The sequence below is a fragment of the Microbispora sp. H10836 genome, assembly GCF_012999525.1.
Lineage (GTDB): Bacteria > Actinomycetota > Actinomycetes > Streptosporangiales > Streptosporangiaceae > Microbispora.
On the sequence record NZ_JABBWU010000042.1, the window covers coordinates 1 to 24,013 of the forward strand.

Below are 24,013 nucleotides of genomic sequence, written 5' to 3' on the forward strand. Positions count from 1 at the left end.
GTAATCCATACCGTCGTCATTCCAGTATCGGAATGCACAGCCCCGTCACGTTCGAGAGCCTCTACCTGCCCTCAGACACCATCGAGTGACCACACCACAGGTGTCCGTGCTACGGGGGGAACCTCAGGCGCCGACACTGCGACAACCTAACACGTAACTTCTTGCGCATGAGGCAACGGCGGCAGGCGTTCGCAGTGGGCCTGCACGCTCTCGGACTGCGGTCACTGCCCACTGTCGTCCAGGGTCGTTCGTCGGCGTTGTCACGCACTTGGTCACGCAGTGAGCCTTGCTACAGGAGCTTCAGGACCGGGCTTACACGATCATGGGGACGCACGTGAAGGTTGAAGCCAAAGACGGGACGATATCGTATATTGATATCGTCGCAACCAGGAATGGCCCCGGCTTGGGTGCGCCCGAGTATTTTGAAGTGAAGAATGGCCCTTCGGTCAGGCTTTCACCCCAGCAGAAGACTGTGTATGGGCAGCTTGGGAACGAAGGAATGTAATTCTGCGAACCGACAAACTGAGTAGCTGGGGCTTGAAGAGTGGCGATTTGCTTCCGCAGGCCGACGTCAACGTGATTTTGTATGGCATGGTAGAAGGAGTCAAGGACCGCGCATCGGCAAGCGCCGAGCTCTATTGCACGCGAGACGAGGTGAGTGAAAGATGAGCTACGACCTGGCGGTTTGGCAAGGGGATGTGCCGTCGAATGATCGCGAAGCGGCTAGGGTGCATAATCACCTGTACGACGAGTACCTCGATGGCGATGAGCTGTTCCCTGTAGTAAGCGTCGTCGCCGACTTCCTGGCCGCCCTTACTGAGCGTTGGCCTGATAGGGATACCGGAGACGATACGCCCTGGGCTGCAACGCCACTTTCCAAAGGGGCAAGTGGGCCATACGTTTACATCGCGCTTGCGTGGAGTAGTGCAGATATGGCGTCTGCGCATGTGGCACAGGTTGCCAACAGGTTTGGGCTGAACTGTTTTGACCCTCAGGTAAAGGTTCTGCGGTCAAGGTAGCTTCGACTCTCTTGGGGGTTTTCTGAGGGCCCAGTATCAGGGTTAGAAAGGCCTAATGGCTGAGGTTACGGGGTCGGAACTGGTCATCCCAGGCATGCGCCATCGGCCCTTCCTCCGGGGCCTGCTCCAGGCGGGCGAGTTGGGCGTCGTCGAGCTTGCACGCCGCCCCGTCTGCTCTTTGGAGACAAGGGCCTCGCGGCAGCACGTTCCCGGCGATCAGCTCGGCGAGCGCGCCGGCGAGCGCGTGCGGCAGCGGCACGTCCTCCGCCCGCCACCCCCCGATCAAGCGGGCCAGGGCGGCGCTGTCGACGTGTTCCGCACGTGCCATGGACCGATTCTGCGCGATTGGCCTGGCCGATTCGGCCACGGCCGGGCATCGTCGACCGTACGCGCAGGTCGACGACGACAGGAGGCCGCGGTGGCGACGGTGGTGCTGCTGGGAACGCTGGACACCAAGACCGAGGAGTATCGCTGGGTCCGCGACCAGCTGCGTGACGCGGGCTGCGACGCGCTGCTGATCAATGTGGGCACCTTCGCCCACGGGGCGGACCTCGCCGACATCGGCGCGGACGAGGTGGCGCGGGCGGCGGGCGCCGAGCTCGACCTGCTCCGCGCCGCCCGCGACCGCGGCGCCGCGATGGACGCGATGGCGACCGGCGCCGCCGTGATCGTGCGGCGGCTGTTCGACGAGGGGCGCCTCGACGGCCTTCTCGCGATCGGCGGTTCCAGCGGCTCGTCCGTCGCCGCCCGTGCGCTGCAGGCCCTGCCCGTCGGCGTGCCCAAGCTGCTGGTCTCGACCATGGCCTCGGGCGACGTCGGCCCCTACGTCGGAGACGTCGACGTCACCCTCATGTACTCCGTCGTGGACATCTCCGGCATCAACCGGCTCTCGCGCGCGGTTCTCGGCAACGCCGCCGCCGCGGCGGCAGGGATGGCCCAGCGGTACGCCCGGGTCCGTCACGAGACCGGCGACGAGCGCAAGCTCGTCGGCGCCACGATGTTCGGCCTCACCACGCCCGCCGTCGACGAAGCCCGTGACTTCCTGACGAGTGCCGGATACGAAGTGCTGGTCTTCCACGCCACCGGTTCCGGCGGGCGGGCGATGGAGGCCCTCGCCGCCTCCGGCATGCTCGACGGCGTCCTCGACCTGACCACCACCGAGTTGGCCGACGACCTCGTCGGCGGGGTCCTCACCGCCGGCCCCCACCGGCTGGAGGCGGCGGGGCGAGCCGGCATCCCGCAGGTGGTCAGCGTCGGCGCGCTTGACATGGTCAACTTCGGGCCCCGCGACACCGTCCCGGAAAAGTTCGCGGACCGGAAGTTCCTGGTGCACAACCCCACAGTCACCCTCATGCGGACGACCCGCGAGGAGATGGCCGAGCTGGGGGCCAGGGTCGGCGCCAAGCTCGGCCGCGCCACCGGGCCCGTGGAGGTCTACCTGCCACTCAAGGGCGTCTCCGGGATCGACGTCGAAGGAGGGCCGTTCGCCGACCCCGACGCCGACGCCGCCTGCTTCACCGCGCTGCGGGACGGCCTCGCGGACAGCGGCGTCCACGTCCACGACGTGGACGCCGCCATCAACGATCCGGGCTTCGGCCGGACCGCGGCCGAAGCCCTGCACCGCCTCATCCGCGCATGCCGAACTGGAGAATGAGATGAACCGCGAGACCGCTCTCGGACGCCTGCGCGCCACTGTCAAGGCCGGCCGGCCCGTCATCGGCGCGGGCGCCGGCACCGGCCTGTCGGCCAAGGCCGCGGAGGCCGGCGGCGTCGACCTGCTGATCATCTACAACTCGGGCCGCTACCGCATGGCCGGTCGTGGGTCGCTCGCCGGGTTGCTCCCGTACGGCGACGCCAACGCGATCGTCGTCGACATGGCCAGGGAGGTTCTCCCGGTCGTACGCGACACCCCCGTGCTGGCCGGGGTCTGCGGCACGGACCCCTTCCGCCTCATGGGCCCCTTCCTCGACCAGTTGAAGGCGATGGGCTTCGCCGGCGTGCAGAACTTCCCCACCGTGGGCCTGTACGACGGCAGGTTCCGGCAGAACCTCGAGGAGACCGGGATGGGCTACCGGCTCGAGGTGGACATGATCCGCGAAGCGCACCGGCGTGACCTGCTCACCGCCCCCTACGTCTTCGACGCCGAGCAGGCCGCAGCGATGGCCGAGGCCGGAGCCGACGTCCTCGTGCCCCACGTGGGGTTGACCACGAGCGGCAGCATCGGCGCGGAGACCGCCCTCACCCTCGACGAGGCGGCCGCCGCGGTGCAGGAGATGCGCGACGCCGCCGTCGCGGTGAACCCGGACCTCATCGTGCTCTGCCACGGCGGCCCCATCGCCGAACCGGAGGACGCCCAGTTCGTCCTCGACCACACGGACGGGATCGACGGCTTCTTCGGGGCCTCGTCGATGGAACGCCTCCCCACGGAGAAGGCGATCGCCGCCCAGGCGACCGATTTCAAGCGCCTCCGGCTCGGCGGGCCGATCTCGGAATAGTGCGCGCGTCAGCGGACCGATCACGACCCGGACGTCCGCACGCCCGTCGACCGGCCGTTTTCCACTCGGACGTCCCACTCGGGGTGTCCCACCCAATCCGACGCCGACCGGCACGGCGGCGCACTTCCCGGTGACCGGGACCGGCTCACGCCGGAGCCGCGCGGCGGTGAAGCCTGTTCCCGGTGAGCGGGACTGCCCACTTTTGGTGTGCCGCGTCACAGCACTATTTCGGCCCAACACACGGCGGAACGGAAGACGCATGGGAAGCCTGGACGGGAAAGTCGCGATTGTTACGGGAGCCGGTCAAGGCGTCGGCCAGGGCATCGCGCTCGCCCTCGCCGCGGAAGGCGCGTCCGTGGCGGTGCTCGGCCGCACGGCGGCGAAGCTGGAGACGACCTGCGAGCTGATCCGTGAGCGCGGCGGGACGGCGGAGCCGTTCGCGTGCGACGTGACCGAGACCGAGGCGATCCCCGCGGTGGTCGAGGCCGTCGTGACCCGGTTCGGCGGGGTGGACATCCTCGTCAACAACGCCTACACCGGCGCGTACGGCACGCTGCTGTCGATGAGCGACGCGGTCTTCCAGAAGGGCTTCCGCAGCGGCCCGTTCGCCGCGTTCACGTTCATGAAGGCCTGCCATCCCCACATGAAGGCGCGCGGGGGCGGCAGCATCGTCAACCTCGTCACCTCGGCGATGGTCCGCTGGGACCCCTCCACGTACGGCGCGTACGCCGCGGCCAAGCAGGCGCTGCGCTCGCTGACCCGCACGGCGGCGGCCGAGTGGGGGCCCGACGGCATCCGCGTCAACAACATCGCCCCGCATGCCCTGTCCCCGGGCCTGAAGCGGTGGACGGAGGCCTTCCCCGAGGAGGCGGAGGAGTTCCGCAAGACCATCCCCCTCGGCTACATCGGCGACTGCGAGCAGGACATCGGCCGCGCCGTCGTCGCACTCGTGGGCCCGGACCTGCGCTACCTGACCGGCGCGACCGTGCCCCTCGACGGCGGGCAGGCCTACTTCGGCTGAGCCGCCGCACCCCCCGCACCACCTGCCGCCGTCTGGCGGTCAGCGAAAGGAGAACCACCGGATGAACGGCAAGGCGATCGGCCGCGTGGCGGCCGGTGCCCTGGCCCTCGCGATGCTGGCGGGCTGCGCCGGCGAGCGCGGCGGCTCGGCGGCGGTCCCGGCGAGCGGCGGCGACGCGCAGTCGCCGGCCGCCGCGGGCGGTCAGGGTCAGGAGACGTTCGGCACCCTGGCCTCGCCCTGCGGGCCGGGTGACGCCAAGGGCGCCACCGACCAGGGGGTCACGGACACCGCGATCACCATCGGCTACGGCGACGACCGGGGCTTCACCAAGGCGCCCGGCCTGTCCAAGGAGATGGGCGACGCGGTGAGCGCCATGATCAAGTGGTGCAACAAGCAGGGCGGCATCAACGGCCGCCAGATCGTGGGCCACCAGTACGATGCGGCCTACATGCAGGCGGCCACCGTCATGCAGAAGGCGTGCACGCAGGACTTCATGCTCGTCGGCGAGGGCTTCGCGATGGACGAGTCCGCCGAGCAGTACCGCGTCGCGTGCAAGCTGCCGGTGGTCGCGGGCTACACCGTCGGCCCGAACGCCGCGATGGGCCCGATGAAGTTCGAGGCCGTGCCGTACCCGGTGGACTACTACAACGCCGCGCCGCTGAAGCTGGCCGCCAAGACCTTCCCCGAGTTCACCTCGGCCGTGGACCTGGTGACCTCCACCTCCCCGGCGGTGATGGCGGGCAGCAACAAGATCGCGGGCGCCATGAAGGAGCTCGGCATCGCGCCGAAGAAGTGCGGCGTGCAGCTCAACGCCGAGGGTGACCCGAGCTACGTGCCGTTCGCGGAGAAGTTCAAGTCGTGCGGCGTCAAGGCGCTGTGGACGTCCAAGTCGCCGGACCCGGCGATGTTCAGCCTGCTCGAGTCGCTGGACCGGGTGGACGCCCATCCGACGCTGGTGTTCGAGGCCACCTGGTACAGCCAGGCCGTCGCGAAGTGGAACACCAGCGGCCAGGGCGACAACATCCACGCCGGTCTGATCTTCCAGCCCTTCGAGAACGCCGACAAGGTGCCGGCGGTGAGGCAGTACCTCGACCTGGTCGGCGCCGAGGGCGGCAAGACCGCGCTGCTCGGCATGCAGGCGACCTCCGCCTTCCTGCTGTGGGCCACCGCGGCCAAGGACTGCGGCTCCGACCTCACCCGCCAGTGCATGGTCGACAAGCTGTCGCAGATCCACGAGTGGACCGGCGGCGGCCTGCACGCCCCGACCGACCCGGGCGCCAACATGCCGTCGGACTGCACCCTCATGGTGAAGCTGACCGGCTCGACCTACAAGCAGGTCGCCCCGGCCACCGTGGGCGAGTTCGCGTGCGACAAGAGCAACCTGCTCAAGACGGACCCGGCGACCTGGGGCACCAAGCTCGGTGAGGACCGGGTCGCGACCACCTTCCTCACCCCCGACGTGATCAAGCCGCAGGCCTGATCGCCCCGGCGGCGGGCCGGTCCGCCGGTCCGCCGCCGTTCTCGCCGTCCAGAGCAAGGGCCCCGCATGACGTCGTTCCTGACCTTCACGATCCTCGGGCTGGTCCTCGGCGCGGTCTACGCCATCGCCGCGTCCGGGCTGGTCCTCACCTACACCACCTCGGGAATCTTCAACTTCGCGCACGGCGCCCAGGCCATGCTGGGCACGTTCCTCTACTGGCAGCTCACCTACGGCTGGGGCTGGCCGATGTGGCTGTCGCTGGTCGTCGTGGTGGGCCTGGCCGGGCCCGCGATGGGGGCCCTGCTCCACATGCTGATCATGAGGGGGCTGCGTGAGACGGCGGACGTGACCAAGATCGTGGTAACCGTCGCCATCATGCTCGGGATGGTCTACCTCTCCCAGTGGATCTGGCACCCCGAAGAGGCCCGGGTCACGGAGATGTTCTTCGGGGCGAACGCGAAGATCGAGTTCGGCGGCGTGGTCGTCCGCGTTCACGAGCTCGTCTGCCTCGTGGTCGCCGTGGCGGTCGCGATCGGGCTGCGGCTGCTGTTCACCCGCACCCGCGCCGGGGTGGTCATGCGGGGCGCCGTGGACGACCCGGACCTGCTCCGCCTCAACGGCCACGACCCCGACAGGATCGCCATGCTGTCGTGGGCGATGGGCTCGACCCTCGCCGTGCTGGCCGGCATCCTGGTCACCCCGATCGGCGGCGGCGCGCTGGAGGCCAACCAGCTGACGCTGCTGGTCATCGACGCGTTCGCGGCCGCGATGTTCGGCCGGCTGCGCAGCATCCCGCGGACCTTCACCGGCGCGATGGTGCTCGGCATGACGGCGACGTACGTCATGGCGTACTTCCCGACCGACTGGACATGGGCCGGCAACCTCCGCGTCTCGCTGCCGATGATCATCCTGTTCGTGGTGCTCATCGTGCTGCCGCAGGACCGGCTTCGGGTGGCGGCGGTGCGCACCCGGGAGCGGTACCGGCCACCCACGCCGCGCTCGGCGGCCGTGTGGGGTGCCGCGCTCGTGGCCGCGGTCTTCCTGCTCGCGCTGCTCCTGGACGACGGGTCGATCACGACGTTCGCGCTCGGCATGACGTTCGCGATCGTCGCGCTGTCGCTCACCCTCCTCACCGGCTACGCCGGGGAGCTCAATCTCGCCCCGCTGTCGTTCGGTGCGGTGGCCACGATCATCGGGTTCCACTTCGGCGTCACCGGCAGTGGCCTGGCCTCCCGGCTGACCCTGTGGGGGGTGCTGCTCGCCGTCCTCGTCACCGCCGTGGTCGGCGGTCTGGTCGCGCTGCCGGCGCTGCGGCTGCGCGGACTCTACCTGGCACTCGCCACGATGGCGTTCGGCGTGTTCCTGTCGAACATGGTGCTGCGCGACACCACCGAGCACACGCTCTTCGGCGTGACGTTCTCGATCTTCCCCAACGGCACGCTGATCGTGCCGCCGCTCCAGGTGGGCCCGCTCGACCTGCGCGACCCGCGCACGTTCCTGATGACCGCGACCGTGCTGTTCGCGCTGATCGGGGTCGGCCTGGCCGCGCTGCGCGCCAGCGGGTACGGCCGGCGCCTGGCGGCCATGAAGGACAGCCCGGCGGCCGCCGCCATGCTCGGCCAGAACCTGGTGAAGCTGAAGTTCGGCGTGTTCATGCTGTCGGCGGCCATCGCGGGCCTCGGCGGGCTGCTGATGGCGAGCGCCGGCGGCTCGGTCTCGGGCGACAACTTCGCCATCATGGCGAGCCTCGCGCTGGTCATGCTCACGGTCGTCGGCGGCATCGGCTACATCAGCGGCGCGCTGTTCGGCGGCCTGGTGTCCGGCGTCGGATTCACGATCATGGTGGGCACGTTCAACGACCTCGCCACCGCGCACCCCGCGATGGAGTCGATCTACAAGACGATCGGTCAGCTCCTCGTGGTCGCCACCGCCCTCATCGGCATGGGCGTCGGCAAGAACCCCAGCGGCACCGTGCACGACATCGTCGAGGGCTACCGCACGCTGCGCGGCGCGAGGGCGCTGCTGGCCGGGGCCGCCGCCGTCGAGGCCGCGCTGTACGGCCTGGCGCTGACCGGGGTCATCGGCAACTGGTGGTTCGCGATCCTGACCGCGTGCCTGGTCATGGCGTTGCCCGTCGCGGGCCGGATGCGGGCGGCCGCACCCGTCAGGCGGACCCCGCCGGAGCTGGCCGGTGTGGCCGAGCCGTACAGCGACGAGCTGCGCGAACGGCTCGACCGCGAGCTGGGACTGCCCGCCCGCGAGCGCATGGCGAAGGAGGCGAGCGTCCATGCCGTTGCTTGAGACACGCGACGTCACCGTGCGGTTCGGCGGCAACACCGCGGTCGACGGGGTGAGCATCGGCGTCGAGGCCGGGTGCGTCACCGGACTGATCGGCCCGAACGGCGCCGGCAAGACCACGTTGTTCAACACCGTCACCGGCCTGCAGCGGCCGGCCGCCGGGCGGGTGCTGCTCGACGGCGCCGATGTCACCCGCCTCGCCCCGGCCGGGCGGGCCCGCCTGGGCCTGGCCCGCACCTTCCAGCGGCTGGAGCTGTTCCTGTCGCTGTCGGTGCGCGACAACGTCAGGGTGGCCGGGGACATCCTGCGCGCCACCGGGCGCACGGTGGACGTCGAGAAGGAGACCGACCGCGTCCTGGCGCGCACCGGGCTGGAGGACATCGCCCACCTGGAGGTCTCGGCCATCCCGACCGGCCGGGCCCGGGTGGTGGAGGTCGCCAGGGCGCTGATGACCGCGCCGCGCGTGCTCCTGCTCGATGAGCCCGCCTCGGGCCAGACCGAGCGGGAGACCGAGGCGTTCGCCGCGCTGCTGACCGGCCTCGCCGCCGAGGGACTGGCGATCTGCCTGGTGGAGCACGACCTGCCGCTGGTCATGCGGCTGTGCACGACGATCCACGTGCTCGACTACGGCAGGCTCATCGCCTCCGGTACGCCGAAGGAGATCCGGGAGTCGCCCGAGGTCGTCGCGGCGTACATCGGCACAGAAGAAGTCGGCACAGAAGAAGTCGGCACAGAAGAAGTCGGCACAGAAGAAGTCGGCACGGAGGAAAGCGGCACAGAAGAAGTCGGCACGGAGGAAATCGGCACAGAGGAAGCCGGCGCAGAAGAGGTGCGCAGGGAGGAGGTCGCGTGAACGAGCAGGTGCCGTTGCTCGAGCTCACCGGGGTCCGCGCGGCCTACGGCCCGATCCAGGTGCTGCACGGGGTGGACCTGCGGGTCCACCCCGGGTCGGTGGTCGCCCTGCTCGGCCCGAACGGCGGCGGCAAGTCGACCACGATGAAGGTCTGCGCCGGTCTGCTGCCACTCACGGGAGGTGAGCTGCGGCTGGCCGGGCGGCGGGTCAACGGCATCACGGCCCAGGACGCCGCCCGGCTCGGCATCTGCTCGATCCCGGAGGGCAGGGGAGTGTTCCCCAACCTGACGGTGCGGGAGAACCTGTGGGCCGCGACCGGGACCGGGGCCCGCCTGGCGGACCTGGAGGAGGCCGCCTACACCCGCTTCCCGATCCTCGGCGAGCGCCGCCACCAGCTCGCGGGCTCGCTGTCGGGCGGTCAGCAGCAGATGCTCGCGCTGTCGCGCGCGCTCGGCACGGATCCGGTGATCCTGCTGCTCGACGAGCTGTCCATGGGGCTCGCCCCCATGATCGTCACGCGGATGTACGAAACCGTGGCGCAGCTCGTGGCGGAGGGGCTGTCGGTGCTGGTGGCCGAGCAGTTCGCCCGGGCCGTGCTGCCCATCGCCGACACGGCCGCCCTGATGCTGCACGGACGCGTCGTCGCATCCGGCCGTCCCGGCGACATCGAGGACCAACTCTCAAGCAGCTATCTAGGAGGCTGACCGATGCTGACCGAGGAACGACGCGAGCGGTTCACGTCTGACGTGGCGCGGATGAAGCTGAAGACCGACGGGTCGAAGCACGACGGCACGGTGCGCGTCATCGGTGTGCTGCTGATGATCGCCGGGGTCGTCGGCGGGCTCATCGCGTACAACAACTCCCTCACGCAGGACGACCTGAGAGACATCGCCTCCTTCCAGATCCTCGCGACGGCGTGCGCCGCGGTGACCGTGTCCGGCGCCGCGCTGTACCTCGCCGCGGCGGTGGCGCGCGTGCTGCGGCTGTGGCTGCTGCGCCAGCTCGTGGAGGGCCAGGCGCACACGGACCAGATCGCCGCCGCGCTGGAGGCGCGCGGCGCCTGACCACCGTGTTCTTCCCGGTCAGCGGGATTCGCCGGATCGCCGGCGGGTCCCGCTGACTAACGTCTGGACAGCTTGAAGACCGGAGTGGAGGATCCCCAATGACTCAGGAAGCGCCCCGGAAAGCGCGCCCGTCCCCGGAGACCGCGCAGAACGCTCCGGACGTGCTCGCCCCGGCGAAGCTCGGGCCCGTGACCCTGCGCAACCGCATCATCAAGGCGGCCACCTACGAAGGGCTGAGCCGCAGGAGCCTGGTCACCGACGAGCTGATCGAGTTCCACGTACGGCACGCCCAGGGCGGCGTCGGCATGACGACCGTGGCCTACTGCGCGGTCGCCCCGGAGGGGCGTACCGACCGGCGCCAGATCCAGTGGACCCCGGAGGCGCTGCCGGGCCTGCGCAGACTCACCGAGGCGGTGCACGCCGAGGGGGCCGCCGTCGCCGCGCAGATCGGCCACGCCGGCCCGGTCGCCAACCCGAGGTCGAACGGGCTGCCCGCGCTCGGCCCCACCCGGCACTTCCACGCCACCACGACGAGCTTCACCAAGGCCGCGACCCGGGACGACCTGCGGCGCATCGTCGCCGCCCACGCCCACGCCGCGAAGATGGCGATCGAGGCGGGCTTCGACGCCGTCGAGATCCACCTCGGGCACAACTACCTCGCCAGCTCGTTCCTCAGCCCCAGGGTGAACCACCGCAAGGACGAGTACGGCGGCAGCCTGGAGAACCGGGCCCGCCTGTCGAGGGACATCGCCCGCGCCGTGCGCGACGCGGTCGGCGACCGGATCGCGATCACCGCGAAGCTCAACATGGACGACGGCGTGCCCGGCGGCTTCTGGCTGGACGAGTCCATCAAGGTCGCCCGGTGGCTGGAGGAGGACGGCTCGCTCGACGCCCTGGAGCTCACCGCCGGCAGCTCGCTGCTCAACCCCATGTACCTGTTCAAGGGCGACGCCCCGCTGCGCGAGTTCGCCGCGGTGATGAAGCAGCCGGTGAAGCTGGGCGTCCAGCTCGTCGGCAAGCACTTCCTGCGCGCCTACCCCTACAAGGACGCCTACCTGTTGGACGACGCCCGGCAGTTCCGTGCCGCGCTCAAGACGATGCCGCTCATCCTGCTCGGCGGGATCACCAACAAGCAGGTCATGGACCAGGCGATGGCCGAGGGCTTCCAGTTCGTCGCAATGGCCCGGGCGCTGCTGCGCGAGCCCGATCTCATCAACCGCATCCAGGCCGACAACAACGTCAGGTCGCTGTGCATCCACTGCAACAAGTGCATGACCGCGATCTACGGCGGCACCCACTGCGTGCTGACCGGCCCGATCCCGACCCAGCGGAAGGGCTAGCGGTGCGCCGGGAGACAATCGCCGACCTGCTGCTCGACCGTCTGGGCGACGACCACCCCGGCCTGCGCACCCGTGAGCGCACCTGGACCTGGGACGAGGTGGTGCGGGAGAGTGCCGCCCGGGCGGCGCTGGCCCGGGGCCTGCGCCGGGAAGGTCCCTTCCACATCGGCGTGTTGCTCGACAACACCCCCGAGTACGTCTTCTGGCTCGGCGCCGCCGCCCTGGCCGGCGCGACGATCGTCGGGATCAACAGCACCCGGCGCGGCGCCTACCTGGAGCAGGAGGTCAGGCACGCCGACCTGCGGCTCGTCGTCACCGACGAGGCCGGCCTGAAGCTGCTCGACGGCCTCGACATCGGCGTGCCTCGCGACCGCTTCCTGCTGGTGGACGGCGACGGCTACACGGACACGGTCGCCGCGCACGCCTGCGAGCCCGTCCGCGACCCGGAGATCACGCCCAGGACGCGGATGCTGCTGCTGTTCACCTCGGGCACGACCGGCGCGTCCAAGGCCGCCGTCTGCTCCCAGGGCCGGCTGACCGGGCTCGGCTACGCCAACTGCGAGAAGTACGACGTCCGGCGGCACGACGTCAGCTACTGCTGCATGCCGCTCTTCCACGGCAACGCGCTGATGGCCCTGTGGGCGCCGTCGCTGACCGCCGGGGCGACCGTCGCGCTCGTGCCGAAGTTCTCCGCCTCCGGTTTCCTGGCCGACGTGCGCTTCTACGGCGTGACGTTCTTCACCTACGTCGGCAAGGCCATCGCGTACGTCCTGGCCCAGCCCGAGCGGCCGGACGACGCCGACAACACCCTCGACCACGCCTTCGGCACCGAGGCCTCGCCCGAGGACCAGGCCGCGTTCCTGCGCCGCTTCGGCTGCCGGCTCATCGAGGCGTACGGCTCCAGCGAGGGCGCGGGCATGATCCGGCTCGCGCCCGAGGGACCGGCGTCGGCGCTCGGCCGCCCGGCGCGGCCCGGCGTACGGGTGGTCAACCCCGAGACCCGCGAGACCTGCCCGCCCGCCGTGCTCGACGCGCACGGCCGGGTGACGAACGCCGAGGACGCCATCGGCGAGATCGTGGACGTCGACGGCGCGGCGAGGTTCGAGGGCTACTACAAGAACGACGCCGCCAACGCCGAGCGCGTGCGCCACGGTTGGTACTGGACCGGCGACCTCGGCTACGTCGACGAAGACGGCTACATCTACTTCGCCGGCCGGTCGGGCGACTGGATCCGGGTCGACGGCGAGAACATCTCCGCGCTGCTGACCGAGCGGGTGCTGCGCCGGCACCCGCTGATCGTGGCGGCCGGCGTCTTCGGCCTGCCCGACCCGCGCTCCGGCGACCAGGTCATGGCCGCGATCGAGATCCCCGAGGGCACCTCGTTCGAGGACCTCGGCCTGCCGGAGTTCCTGGCCGCGCAGGAGGACCTCGGCACCAAGGGGGCGCCGCGCTACGTGCGGGTCTCCCACGCGCTGCCGGCCACCGGGTCGAACAAGCTGCGCAAGAAGGAGATGCAGATGGACGGCTGGCGGACCGCAGACCGGGTCTACCGCTGGGCCGGGCGGGGCGCACCCGAATACAGCCTCATGACCGAACAGGACAAGGCCGCGCTGCGCGAGGAGTTCGCCGCCAACGGGCGCCTGCGCTTCCTCGGTCAGGCGTGAAGGAGAGCGGACATGGACCTGCGTGAGAGTCCGGAGCAGCGCGAGCTGCGCCGGGAGTTGAGGGAGTACTTCGCGGGCCTGCTGCCCGAGGACGAGCGGCGCCGCGTCGGCGAGGAGGGCGTCGGCGGCCCCCGGTTCCGCGAGGTCGTCAAGCGCCTCGGCGCCGACGGCCGGCTCGGCATCGGCTGGCCGGTCGAGTACGGCGGGCAGGGTCGCTCGATCGAGGACCAGTACGTGTTCTTCGACGAGGTCCAGCGGGCCGGGCTGCCGTTCCCGTTCGTCACCGTCAACACGGTCGGCCCCACGCTGATGAGCCACGGGTCGCCGGAGCAGAAGCAGCGCTACCTGCCCCGCATCCTGTCCGGCGACGTCGTCTTCGCGATCGGCTACACCGAGCCCGGCGCGGGCACCGACCTCGCCTCCCTCACGACCCGGGCGGTCAGGGACGGCGACGAGTGGGTGATCGACGGCAGCAAGATCTTCACCAGCGGCGCCAACACGGCCGACTACGTGTGGCTGGCCTGCCGTACGGATCCGGACGCGCCCAAGCACAAGGGCATCTCGATCCTGATCGTGCCGACGGACGCACCCGGCTTTTCCTGGAGCCCCATACAGGCGGTGGGCGGCATGGTCGTGACCGCCACCTACTACAGCGGCGTACGGGTGCCGGCCGACGCGGTCGTCGGCGAGGTGAACGGCGGCTGGCGGCTCATCACCCATCAGCTCAACCACGAGCGGATCGGCCTGGCCGCGCTCGGCGGCCGGATTATCCAGCTCTGGGAGCAGGTCGTCGACTGGGCGCGGGACAACGGCGCGATCGAGCTGCCGTGGGTTCAGCGGGACCTCGCGCGCACGTACGCGCGGCTGGAGGCGATGCGACTGATGAACTGGAAGATGACCGACGCGGTCGCGCGTGACGCGCTGTCGGGCGCGGACGCCGGGGCGGCCAAGGTCTACGGCACCGAGACCCACATCGACGTGCAGCGCACGCTGTCGGGGATCATCGGCGCGGGCGGCCGGATCCGCCCCGAGTCGCCGGGCGCCGTGCTCGCCGGGCAGATCGAGCAGCTCTCGCGGCAGGGCATCGTCAACACCTTCGGCGGCGGCGTGAACGAGGTCCTGCGGGACATGGTCGCCACCCAGGGCCTCGGCCTCCCGAGGGCTGGTCGCTGATGGCGCAGCCGAGCGATCCGGAGGGGCGCGCCGGTGTCTGGACTGAGGAACGCGCGGAGCGAGGGACGAGCGAGCACGTGACGAGAGCCGACACATCGCGCGCCTCCGGCACGACCACCGGACGTGAGCGCCCCGACGGTGAGCGGGGAACACAGCATTACGAGGACTTCGCCGGGCGGGAGATCGTCCCGCTGCGGGAGGGACCCGACCCGGTGAACGTGCCCATGATCCGGCACTGGGCCGAGGCCATGGGCGACCGCAACCCGGTCTACCTCGACGCCGCCGCCGCCCGCGCGACCGGCCGTCCCGGGATCGTCGCGCCCGCGTCGATGACGCAGGCGTGGACGATGCGGGGGTACGCCGCCACCGTCGCGGACACAGTGGAGGGCTCGAATGCCGGTGCCGGGGCGCGGGAGCTGAACGCGCTGCTGGAGAAGGACGGCTACACCTCGGTGGTGGCGACCGACTCGGAGTTCGAGTTCCACCGCGAGCTCGTGGTCGGCGACCGGGTGAGCGTCCGCGAGGTCGTGGAGTCGATCTCCCCGGAGAAGGCCACGGCGCTGGGCGTCGGCCGGTTCGTGACCACGGTCCGCACCTACACCGACCAGGACGGCGAGGTCGTCGCCGTGCAGCGCTGGCGTCTGCTGCGCTTCAGGCCGAAGACCCCTTCCACCGAGAAGCGGGAGCCGAAGGCGTCGCGGCCGCGGCCCGCGATCAACCGGGACAACGCGTTCTGGTTCGAGGCGGCGCGCGAGCACCGCCTGGTGATCCAGCGCTGCTCCGGGTGCGCGACGCTACGCCATCCGCCCGGCCCGTGCTGTCCCCACTGCGGCTCGTTCGAGTGGGACGCCGCCGAGGCGTCCGGCCGCGGGCACGTCTACAGCTTCGTGGTCAACCACCACCCCCGCCACCCGGCGTTCGAGTATCCGCTGATCGTCGCGGTCGTGGAGCTCGACGAGGGCACGCGGCTCATCACCAACCTGGTCGGCGTCGCACCGGAGGAGGTCGAGATCGGCATGCCGGTGGCCCTGGAGTGGCTGGACGCGGACCCCGATCTGGCGCTCCCGGTGTTCCGGCCGGTCGCGCAGGAGGAACAGGACTGATGGACTTCACGCTGGACGAAGAGCTCGAAGCGGTCCGCGTCCTGGCGAACGAGATATTCGCCGACCGCGCCACGACCGAGCGCGTACGCGAGGTGGAGGGCTCCCCGGCCCGGCTGGACGAGGAGCTGTGGGCGGAGCTGGGCAAGGCCGGCCTGCTCGGCATCGCGCTGCCGGAGGAGGCGGGCGGCGCCGGGCTCGGCCTGGGCGCGTTGTGCGTGCTGCTGGAGGAGCAGGGCCGCCACGTCGCCCCGGTGCCGCTGTGGCCGGCGGCCGTCGGCGCGCTCGCGGTCGCCGCGCACGGCACCCCCGGGCAGCGCGAGAGCCTCCTGCCCGGGGCGGCGGACGGCTCGTCCCGGCTCACCGTGGCACTTGAGGAGTTCGGCCCGGGCGACCCCGCCGAGCCGCGCTGCGCGGCCCGCCCCGATGGCGGCTCCGACGGCGACGGCTGGCGGCTGACCGGGGTCAAGGCGGTCGTGCCTTCCCCCTTCGGCGCGGGCCACGTGCTGGTGTCGGCGGCGGCCGAGGCGGGGCCGGGCCTGTTCCTGGTGGCCTCGGACGCGCAAGGCGTCTCCTGGGAGGCCGCGGAGACCACGTCCCACGACCTCGCCGCCACGCTCACCCTGGACGGCGCACCGGCGCGGGCGGTCGGCACGCCGGGCGACGGCGCCGTCGCCTGGACGATCGCGCGCGCGGCGGTCGCGCTGGCGGCCGTACAGACCGGAGTGGCCCAGGGCGCGCTGCGGCACGCCGTGACCTATCTGTCCGAGCGCAAGCAGTTCGGCCGTCCGCTCGGCACCTTCCAGGCGGTGCAGCACCAGCTCGCCGACTGCTACATCGACGTCGACGCGATGCGCGTGTGCCTGTGGCAGGCCGTCACCTCCCTCGAAGGGGGCGAGGACGCCGCGGCGGCCGTGCTGGTCGCCAAGTGGTGGGCAGGGGACGCCGGGCTGACCGTGGCGCACCGGGTGCAGCACGTGCACGGCGGCATCGGGGTCGACGTCGACTATCCCGTGCACCGGCACTTCCTGTGGGCCAGGCAGATCTCCGGCACGCTCGGCGGGCCGAGCACCGACCTCGCCAAGCTCGGCGCCCTCGTCGCCGCCGGAAGGATCGCGTCATGAACGGGCGGACGTACGACGAGGTGAGCGTGGGGGAGGAGCTGCCCGCGCTGCCGATCCCGCTGACCCGCACGCTCATCGTGGCGACCGCGATCGCCAGCCGCGACTACCAGGACGTCCACCACGACCCCGGCCTCGCGGTCGAGCACGGGTCGAAGGACGTCTTCATGAACATCCTCACCACCAACGGCCTGGTCGACCGGTACGTCACCGAATGGGCAGGCCCGTCCGCCGTCGTCATGGCGATCAAGATCAGGCTCGGCGTGCCCAACTACCCCGGCGACACGATGACGCTGACCGGTACGGTCACCGCCAAGCACGACGAGGACCGCCGGGTCGAGATCGCCGTACGCGGCGAGAACGGCCTGGGCGCCCACGTCACCGGCACCGCCGTCGTACGGCTCCCGGGGAAGGGCGCGATATGAACAGTCTTTCCGGCGCCGCCGCCATCGTCGGCATCGGCGCCACCGAGTTCTCCAAGGACTCCGGCCGCAGCGAGCTCCGGCTCGCCTGCGAGGCCGTGCTCGCGGCCATCGCCGACGCTGGCCTGAAGCCGTCCGACGTGGACGGGATGGTGACGTTCACCGCCGACACCAACGCCGAGATCCACGTCGCCCGCAACACCGGCATGGGCGAGCTGACGTTCTTCTCCCGCATCCCGCACGGCGGCGGCGCGGCCTGCGGCACCGTCCAGCAGGCGGCGCTGGCCGTCGCGACCGGCGTTGCCGACGTGGTCGTCTGCTACCGGGCGTTCAACGAGCGGTCCGGCGTGCGCTACGGCCTCGGCCAGGCGAACCGGCCGATCGAGACGGGAGCCGACAGCGCGGCCTACGCGTGGCTCAACCCGTTCGGCCTGTCGACGCCCGCCCAGTGGGTGGCCATGTTCGCCCGCCGCTACATGCACGAGTACGGCGCGACCAGCGAGGACTTCGGCCGAGTGGCCGTGGTCGACCGCAGGCACGCCGCGAACAACCCGGCGGCCTGGTTCTACCAGCGGCCCATCACGCTGGAGGAGCACCAGGCGTCGCGCTGGATCGCCGAGCCGCTGCACCTGCTGGACTGCTGCCAGGAGACCGACGGCGGCCAGGCGCTGGTCGTGGTCTCGGCCGAGCGGGCGCGCGACCTGCCGCACCCGCCCGCCGTCATCCTCGGCGCCGCCCAGGGCTCCGGCGACGACCAGCACATGATGACCAGCTACTACCGTCCCCGCATCACCGGTATTCCCGAGATGGGGCTGGTCGGGCGGCAGCTGTACGCGCAGAGCGGCCTCGGCCCCGCCGACGTGGACGCGGCGATCCTCTACGACCACTTCACGCCGCTGGTGCTGCCGCAGCTGGAGGAGCTGGGCTTCTGCGCCCCCGGCGAGGCCAAGGACTTCGTCGCCGAGGGCAATCTGGAGCTCGGCGGGCGGCTGCCGTGCAACACCCACGGCGGCCAGCTCGGCGAGGCGTACCTGCACGGCATGAACGGCGTCGCCGAGGCCGTGCGGCTGGTGCGGGGCACCAGCGTCAACCAGCCGGAAGGAGTGCGCAACGTGATCGTGACGGCGGGCACCGGGGTGCCCACCAGCGGCCTCGTCCTCGGGGCGGACCGGTGAACACCGGCGAGATGAACGCTGCCGAGTGGGCCGGCCGCGAGCTCGGCGAGCGCACGGTCGCCTACGACGAGCGGGAGGCGATCCTCTACGCGCTCGCCGTCGGCGCCCCCGCCACCGACCTCGACCTCGTCTTCGAGGAGCGGCTGCGGGTGCTGCCGACGTTCGCGCTGACCAAGGCCCAGTGGGCCCCCGACGCGCTCGGCTCGCTCGGCGCGTTCGACACCCGGACCGCCGTGCACGGCTCCCAGCGGCTCGTGGTGCGGGGGCCGCTGCCACCGGCGGGCGAACTGGCCATGACGGCCCGGGTCGCCCGGGTCTGGGACAAGGGCGGCGCCGCGGTCTTCGAGGTCGAGGTGGACAGCGAGTTCTTCCTCGCCACCTGGTCGTTGTTCGCGCCCGGCTGCGGCGGGTTCGGCGGCGAACGCGGGCCGTCCGCGCCGAAGCGGCCGCAGATCGCGCCCGCCCACCAGGTCAGGCTGGACACCTCGCCCAACCAGGCAGCGCTCTACCGCCTGCTCGGCGACCGGCACCACATGCACATCGACCCGGAGGCGGCGAAGGCGGCCGGGATGCCCCGGCCGTTCATGCACGGCCTGTGCACGCTGGCGGCGGTCACGCTGCCGCTGGCCGACGCCGTGGGCGCGCACCCGGCCGATCTGACCGAGCTGGCGGGCAGGTTCGCCGCCCCGGTCTTCCCCGGCGACCGCCTCGACCTGCGTACGTGGGAGTCGGACGACGCGGTCGTGTTCGAAGCCGCGGTGAACGGCACGCCCGTGCTGACGGGCGGGCGTGCCGTCTTCCGCGACGCTCAGCCGCGCGTCACGAGGTAGCGGGCCGGCACCTCGCCTCCGCCGTGCACCGGGACGTCCGCCCCGGTCAGGTAGGAGGCGAGGTCGCTGGCGAGGAAGAGGCAGGCGTTCGCCACGTCCCGCGGCACCGCCATCCGGCGCATCGGGATCACCTCGGACAGCGCCGCGCCGCCGTCCTCGCCGTACAGGGAGGCGGCGGCCTCGGTCCTGATGAGGCCGGTGGTGATGTGGTTGACCCGCACCTTGGGCGACCATTCCAGCGCCAGCGCCCTGGTGAGCACGAGCAGTCCGGCCTTGGCCGCCGAGTACGCCGCGGTGCCGGGCTGCGGGTCCACGCCGGAGACGCTGCCGATGTTGACGATCGAGCCGCCGGTCTCCTGCTCGCGCATGACGAGGTTGGCCGGCTGGGCCACGTAGAACGGCGCGAGCAGGTTGAGGTCCACGATCCGCTCGACGAACCGCGGCGAGACCGTCGCCGCGTCGGAGTCCGGCGAGCCCCCGGCGTTGTTCACCAGCACGTCCAGACGGCCCAGGTGATCCACGGCCTGCTCCACCAGCCGCGCCGCCTCCCCGGGGTCCCGGATGTCGGCGGCGGCGAAGCGCGCCGTCCGGCCGCCCGCGGCGGGCAGCGTCTCCGGCTCGTTCCGCCCGCACACCACGACCTCGGCGCCCGCGGCGAGGAACGCCTCGGCGATCACGAAGCCGATGCCCTTGGTCCCCCCGGTGACCAGCACCGCCCGGCCGCCGAAATCCATCGTCACGTTCACCGTGTCCTCCCACCTTCGATACGCCCCAGGGAGGGTACGGCCGCCCGCCCGCCGATGGGGGAGAGGTACCGGCCAGCGGGACCGCGCCTGACGGACCGGGACGCAACGGCCACCATGACGGTCATGACCGACAACGAGGCGCTGACGATCCCGGGAGTGCTGGAGCGGGCGGCCCGGGAGTTTCCGGGCACGGAGGCCGTGGTGGACGGCGCGTCCCGCCTGACCTACGCGGAGCTGCACGCCCGGGTGCGCGAGGCGGCCTGCGGCTTCCTCGCGCTCGGCGTGGAGCCGGGGGAGCGGGTCGCGATCTGGGCGCCCAACGGCACGCGGTGGATCGTCACCGCCCTCGGCGCGCTCTGCGCCGGCGCCGTGGTGGTGCCGATCAACACCAGGTACAAGGGCGAGGAGGCCCGCTGGCTCCTTGCCCGCAGCCGCGCCCGGGTCCTGTTCACCGAGGACGGCTTCCTCGGCAACGGCTACCTCGCCATGCTCGGTGTCACCGCCGCCGGCACGCCGGACCTGCCCGCCCTCACCGCCGTGGTGGCGTACGACGGCCCGCGGCCGGGCGCGACGAGCTGGGACGGCTTCCTCGCGGCGGGCGTGAGCGTGCCTGAGGAGGCGGCCCGGGACCGCGCGGCGGCGGTGCGTCCCGACGACGTGGCCGACATCCTGTTCACCTCCGGCACCACCGGCAGGTCCAAGGGCGCGATGTGCACCCACCGCCAGAACGTCCGCACCTACCTGGCCTGGAGCGCGCGGACCGGCCTGCGCCACGGCGATCGCTACCTGATCGTGAACCCGATGTTCCACACTTTCGGCTACAAGGCCGGGGTGTTCGCCTGTCTGCTGAAGTCGGCCACGATGGTGCTCCAGCCGGTGTTCGAGCCTGAGGAGACGATGCGGCTCATCGAGGCCGAGAAGATCACCGTGCTGCCCGGGCCGCCGACCATCTACGTCTCCATGCTCGACGCCCCCGGCCGTACCCGCCACGACCTGTCGTCGCTGCGGCTCGCGGTGACCGGCGCCTCGGTCGTCCCGGTGGCGCTCGTACGCCGCCTGCGCGCCGAGCTGTTCCCCCAGGTCGTCACCGCGTACGGGCTGACCGAGTCGTGCGGCACGGTCACCGCATGCTCGGTGGAGGACGACGACGTGACCGTGGCCACCACCTCCGGCCGTGCGATCGAGGGCGTGGAGGTGAAGGTGACCGGCCGGGACGGCGAGCCGGTGCCCGTGGGGGAGGACGGCGAGATCCTGGTGCGCGGGCACAACGTCATGGTCGGCTACCTGGACGACGACAAGGCGACCGCGGCGGCGGTCGTGGACGGCTGGCTGGTCACCGGCGATCGCGGCCGCCTCGACGAGCGGGGCTACCTCGCCATCACCGGCCGCTCGAAGGACATGTTCGTGGTCGGCGGTTTCAACGTGTACCCGGCGGAGATCGAGCAGGTGCTCGCCGCCCACGAGGACGTCGCCGAGGCCGTGGTGATCGGTGTGCCGGACGCCCGCATGGGCGAGGTCGGCCGCGCCTACGTCGTGCCCCGCCCGGGCATGGCGGTCACCCCCGAGGCGCTGACGGCCTACTGCCGGGAACGGCTGGCCAACTTCAAGGTCCCGCGCGAGGTCGTCCTCGTGGACGGCCTGCCGCGCAACGCCACCGGCAAGATCGACAAGGCCGCGCTCGCCGTTCGGCCGCGCGCGTAAGGCGGCCATATGGGAGCGCTTCCAAAAACTGGTCCGGCCTCATTATCCGAATAAGGCCGGACCGGATGCGGCCGCATCGGACGAAGAAGTTTCCAGGTTGTCAAAAGCCGGAACGGAGCGCTCCCCAGCGGTATCCGCCACGTGCGGAAATCGCCTGCCGTCCCCGTCAGGTCACATCGGGCCGCGGCGAACGGCACTGAAGGATATTGACCGGCCCGGAGACGAAACCTAGCCTTCATGGGAGCGTTCCCACGGCCGCCCGCACACTTTCCGCCGGTGAACGCTCTCAGGCTCTCGACGAATCCGGGGCGATCGAGGCGATGCCGCGCGAGCCGGAGACGGATCGAGAAGGAGGGCTCGTGAGCCGCTGGTCGGTTACTCGGCTGGAGTGCCGGCCGGCCTGTTCGGCGCCGCCGCCACGCGCCGCCTGGTGGATGCGGTCGCGCGGGCGGTGACCCAGGTCTGCGGCTGTCCGGGATCGGGGCCGCAGGCCAGAGAGTTCGGACTTGGACGTCTCTGACCATTGAAGGAGAGGCATGCGGCTTTCGGTGGACTTCGCCTCCGACCGTTCCGGTAGGACCGAGCTGGCATGGGGACAGCGGGCCATCTGGGAGGCCATCCACGGGGTGGGGCCGGACAACGCCCACTACTTCAACGTGCCCCGGGTGCTCGCCGTCCCCCGCGCGGGGAACCCGCGCCGCCCGGAGGTCGTGGCGGCGGCCCTGGCCGAGGTGGTGGGCAGGCACGACGGCCTGCGATCCCTGGTACGGCTTGGCGTGGACGGGCCGTACCAGGAGGTGGCGGCGGCCGGGACTCTGCCGATCGAAACGGTCGAGGCGGCACGCGGCGACGCGGACGACGCCGCGGCGGACCTCGTCGCCCGCCTGGCCGGTCGATCCTTCGACGACGGCGAGCAGCCGCTGCGCGCCGGTCTCGTGGTCTGCGACGGCGCCGCCACTCACGTGGCGCTCGTGATCAGCCACGTCGTGGCGGACTGGCGCGCGGCCGACGTCGTGGTGCGCGACCTGCGGATGCTGCTGCTGCGCGGAGCGATCGCGCGACCGCCGTCGTCGCAGTTGCTCGACCTGGTGCGGGAGGAACAGGCGGCGTCGGCCCGTTCGGACCGGGCGATCGCGCAGTGGGAGGCCCTGTTGCGCACCGTGCCGTCCGGCATGTTCCCGAAAGCGGTCGGAGCGGGCTCGACGCCGAGGTACGCGCGGGCCGTGTTGTCGTCGCCCCGGCTCGACCACGCCGCACATGTGCTCGCCCGCCGTGCCGGCGTCAGCACGGCCACGGTGCTCCTGGTGGCGGTCACCATGCTGCTGCGCGAGCTGACCGGGCACGAGGTGTGCGCGATGACCCCGATCGTGCACAACCGCTTCGACGATCGGAGCCGAGACCTGGTCACCAGCCTTAATCAGCTGGGACTGTTCACCCTGGGCTCGTGCGGAAGCCTTGGCGAGACCCTCGTGAGCGCGTATCCGGCGGTTCTCGCGTCCTACCGGCGCGCACGTTTCGACACGCGGGCCTTCGACGCGATGATCGACCGAGTGAGCGCCGACCGGGGCATCTCCGTGTTCCCGTCGTGCTGCTTCAACGACCTGCGCCCCGGCGAGGATCCGGGCGGCGCCGGCAGCGGGGACGGGGAGTCCGAGCTGGAGTGGCTCCCGGGGACGGACCAGCGCAGCTGCTACTTCTGCGTGGCCCTGATGCGCTGGAAGGGCACTCTCGGCGTGGAGCTGAGCGCCGACACCACCCGGCTGCCCGAGGGCGAGATGGCCGATCTGCTGCACCGGCTGGAGTCCTTCGTGGTCGGCGCGGCCCAGCCGCTCTCGTAGAAGGGCCGGCACAGGGCGGCCCGACGGCGAGGGTCAGGCCACCCTCCATGGGGTGTGGGCCCACGTGATCTGGCCGACGCCGATTTCCGGCGCGCTGACCGGGCGCCGCCCTCGCGTGCGCAGACCGTCCGCCGGCCGCGGCCGCTGTGGCCGCGGCAGGACAGGCGTCCGCTCAGGAGGGCGAGGACTCCCTCGGCCTGCGGGCCAGAGCGAGGTACACGATCGGCCCGAAGGGCTGGACGACCAGGGCGGGCCACCAGAGGGACTTGTGACCGCGTAGCCGGGTCTGGGGGCGGAGGAACAGATCGACGGCGGCGGTCGCGGTGAGCGAGAGCTCCACCGAGGCGAGCGTCAGGAGAACGGCCTGCTGCCTCGGCGTGAGATCGGCCCACCGCCTCGACCGCCCCGGACGGCCGCTCTTGCGCGGTTCGCCCGTGGGCGCGTGCTCGAATCTCTCTTTCATCTTTCATTTCCTCCCTGGAGGGACGGGTGACCGTTCCAACGTGCCGGTGGGCTTCCGCACCCCGGACGTGCCGGTGCCCACCTCCAGGGGGCTGGGGGTGGGCGCCGGAGTCTGTGGGGGTTACTTGAGGATCGGGAGGCGGCGGACCAGGGTGGTGTTGGTCCAGGTCGTGCCGAGTCCGAGGGTGGTGCCGGCGCCGGTGAGGGTCAG

Annotated in this window: 22 protein-coding genes; 19 read left to right on the forward strand and 3 right to left on the reverse strand. The window is 71.4% G+C overall.

Going from position 1 to position 24,013, the window contains the following annotated elements; all coding sequences use genetic code 11:
• The first annotated feature begins 665 nt into the window (after positions 1-665).
• The gene (locus tag HHX30_RS39795) at positions 666-1,019 is read left to right on the forward strand and encodes a hypothetical protein (protein ID WP_169989116.1); all 354 of its coding nucleotides are present in this window, start codon (positions 666-668) and stop codon (positions 1,017-1,019) included.
• 52 nt (positions 1,020-1,071) lie between these two features.
• Here HHX30_RS39795 and HHX30_RS42375 read toward each other — a convergent pair whose 3' ends face one another.
• On the reverse strand, positions 1,072-1,347 hold the full coding sequence (locus tag HHX30_RS42375) for a hypothetical protein (RefSeq protein WP_169989117.1): 276 nt from the start codon (positions 1,345-1,347) through the stop codon (positions 1,072-1,074).
• A 90-nt stretch (positions 1,348-1,437) separates the two neighbouring features.
• Between HHX30_RS42375 and HHX30_RS39805 the strand changes: the two genes are divergently transcribed.
• The 16 genes from HHX30_RS39805 (at position 1,438) to HHX30_RS39880 (ending at position 19,055) form a co-directional block, all read left to right on the forward strand.
• Positions 1,438-2,673, forward strand: a complete 1,236-nt coding sequence (locus HHX30_RS39805) for a Tm-1-like ATP-binding domain-containing protein (protein ID WP_169989118.1) — start codon at positions 1,438-1,440, stop codon at positions 2,671-2,673.
• A 1-nt stretch (position 2,674) separates the two neighbouring features.
• The gene (locus HHX30_RS39810) at positions 2,675-3,514 is read left to right on the forward strand and encodes a phosphoenolpyruvate hydrolase family protein (RefSeq protein ID WP_169989119.1); all 840 of its coding nucleotides are present in this window, start codon (positions 2,675-2,677) and stop codon (positions 3,512-3,514) included.
• A 259-nt stretch (positions 3,515-3,773) separates the two neighbouring features.
• On the forward strand, positions 3,774-4,535 hold the full coding sequence (locus tag HHX30_RS39815) for an SDR family NAD(P)-dependent oxidoreductase (protein WP_169989120.1): 762 nt from the start codon (positions 3,774-3,776) through the stop codon (positions 4,533-4,535).
• A 61-nt stretch (positions 4,536-4,596) separates the two neighbouring features.
• Positions 4,597-6,015, forward strand: coding sequence for an ABC transporter substrate-binding protein (locus HHX30_RS39820; RefSeq protein WP_169989121.1), 1,419 nt, complete (start codon positions 4,597-4,599; stop codon positions 6,013-6,015).
• A 66-nt stretch (positions 6,016-6,081) separates the two neighbouring features.
• Complete coding sequence (locus tag HHX30_RS39825; RefSeq protein WP_169989122.1) at positions 6,082-8,316, forward strand: ABC transporter permease; 2,235 nt, start codon at positions 6,082-6,084, stop codon at positions 8,314-8,316.
• Positions 8,303-9,166 carry an ABC transporter ATP-binding protein gene (locus HHX30_RS39830; RefSeq protein WP_169989123.1) on the forward strand — a complete coding sequence of 288 codons (864 nt, stop codon included), beginning with the start codon at positions 8,303-8,305 and terminating at the stop codon, positions 9,164-9,166. The genes HHX30_RS39825 and HHX30_RS39830 overlap by 14 nt, the downstream gene beginning before the upstream one ends.
• Positions 9,163-9,870 carry an ABC transporter ATP-binding protein gene (locus HHX30_RS39835; RefSeq protein ID WP_169989124.1) on the forward strand — a complete coding sequence of 236 codons (708 nt, stop codon included), beginning with the start codon at positions 9,163-9,165 and terminating at the stop codon, positions 9,868-9,870. Before HHX30_RS39830 ends, HHX30_RS39835 begins: the two co-directional genes overlap by 4 nt.
• Before the next feature lie 3 nt (positions 9,871-9,873).
• Positions 9,874-10,230: a hypothetical protein gene (locus tag HHX30_RS39840; RefSeq protein ID WP_169989125.1), complete on the forward strand. Its 357-nt coding sequence runs from the start codon at positions 9,874-9,876 to the stop codon at positions 10,228-10,230.
• 98 nt (positions 10,231-10,328) lie between these two features.
• Positions 10,329-11,570, forward strand: coding sequence for an NADH:flavin oxidoreductase (locus HHX30_RS39845; protein ID WP_169989126.1), 1,242 nt, complete (start codon positions 10,329-10,331; stop codon positions 11,568-11,570).
• A 2-nt stretch (positions 11,571-11,572) separates the two neighbouring features.
• Positions 11,573-13,234: an AMP-binding protein gene (locus HHX30_RS39850; protein ID WP_169989127.1), complete on the forward strand. Its 1,662-nt coding sequence runs from the start codon at positions 11,573-11,575 to the stop codon at positions 13,232-13,234.
• A gap of 12 nt (positions 13,235-13,246) precedes the next feature.
• The gene (locus HHX30_RS39855) at positions 13,247-14,407 is read left to right on the forward strand and encodes an acyl-CoA dehydrogenase family protein (RefSeq protein ID WP_169989128.1); all 1,161 of its coding nucleotides are present in this window, start codon (positions 13,247-13,249) and stop codon (positions 14,405-14,407) included.
• A gap of 77 nt (positions 14,408-14,484) precedes the next feature.
• Positions 14,485-15,510, forward strand: a complete 1,026-nt coding sequence (locus HHX30_RS39860; RefSeq protein ID WP_311923048.1) for a bifunctional MaoC family dehydratase N-terminal/OB-fold nucleic acid binding domain-containing protein — start codon at positions 14,485-14,487, stop codon at positions 15,508-15,510.
• Positions 15,510-16,631 carry an acyl-CoA dehydrogenase family protein gene (locus tag HHX30_RS39865; protein WP_169989130.1) on the forward strand — a complete coding sequence of 374 codons (1,122 nt, stop codon included), beginning with the start codon at positions 15,510-15,512 and terminating at the stop codon, positions 16,629-16,631. Before HHX30_RS39860 ends, HHX30_RS39865 begins: the two co-directional genes overlap by 1 nt.
• Positions 16,628-17,053 carry a MaoC family dehydratase gene (locus HHX30_RS39870; protein WP_169989131.1) on the forward strand — a complete coding sequence of 142 codons (426 nt, stop codon included), beginning with the start codon at positions 16,628-16,630 and terminating at the stop codon, positions 17,051-17,053. The genes HHX30_RS39865 and HHX30_RS39870 overlap by 4 nt, the downstream gene beginning before the upstream one ends.
• Positions 17,050-18,225: a lipid-transfer protein gene (locus HHX30_RS39875; protein WP_169989132.1), complete on the forward strand. Its 1,176-nt coding sequence runs from the start codon at positions 17,050-17,052 to the stop codon at positions 18,223-18,225. Before HHX30_RS39870 ends, HHX30_RS39875 begins: the two co-directional genes overlap by 4 nt.
• Positions 18,226-18,236: 11 nt before the next feature.
• Complete coding sequence (locus tag HHX30_RS39880; protein WP_169989133.1) at positions 18,237-19,055, forward strand: MaoC/PaaZ C-terminal domain-containing protein; 819 nt, start codon at positions 18,237-18,239, stop codon at positions 19,053-19,055.
• Here the strand turns inward: HHX30_RS39880 and HHX30_RS39885 are convergent.
• Positions 19,034-19,801 (reverse strand): SDR family oxidoreductase, encoded by a 768-nt coding sequence (locus HHX30_RS39885; RefSeq protein ID WP_311923049.1) that lies wholly within the window; start codon positions 19,799-19,801, stop codon positions 19,034-19,036. The genes HHX30_RS39880 and HHX30_RS39885 overlap by 22 nt on opposite strands.
• A gap of 123 nt (positions 19,802-19,924) precedes the next feature.
• On the opposite strand from HHX30_RS39885, the gene HHX30_RS39890 reads away from it, so the two are divergent.
• A complete protein-coding gene (locus HHX30_RS39890; protein WP_211593460.1) occupies positions 19,925-21,502 on the forward strand; it encodes a FadD3 family acyl-CoA ligase in 1,578 nt (525 codons plus the stop codon).
• Positions 21,503-22,038: 536 nt separating this feature from the next.
• Positions 22,039-23,340, forward strand: coding sequence for a condensation domain-containing protein (locus HHX30_RS39895; protein ID WP_169989135.1), 1,302 nt, complete (start codon positions 22,039-22,041; stop codon positions 23,338-23,340).
• 172 nt (positions 23,341-23,512) lie between these two features.
• On the opposite strand, the gene HHX30_RS42380 is transcribed toward HHX30_RS39895, so the two are convergent.
• Positions 23,513-23,803, reverse strand: a complete 291-nt coding sequence (locus tag HHX30_RS42380) for a hypothetical protein (RefSeq protein WP_249351018.1) — start codon at positions 23,801-23,803, stop codon at positions 23,513-23,515.
• Between the last annotated feature and the right edge of the window lie 210 nt (positions 23,804-24,013).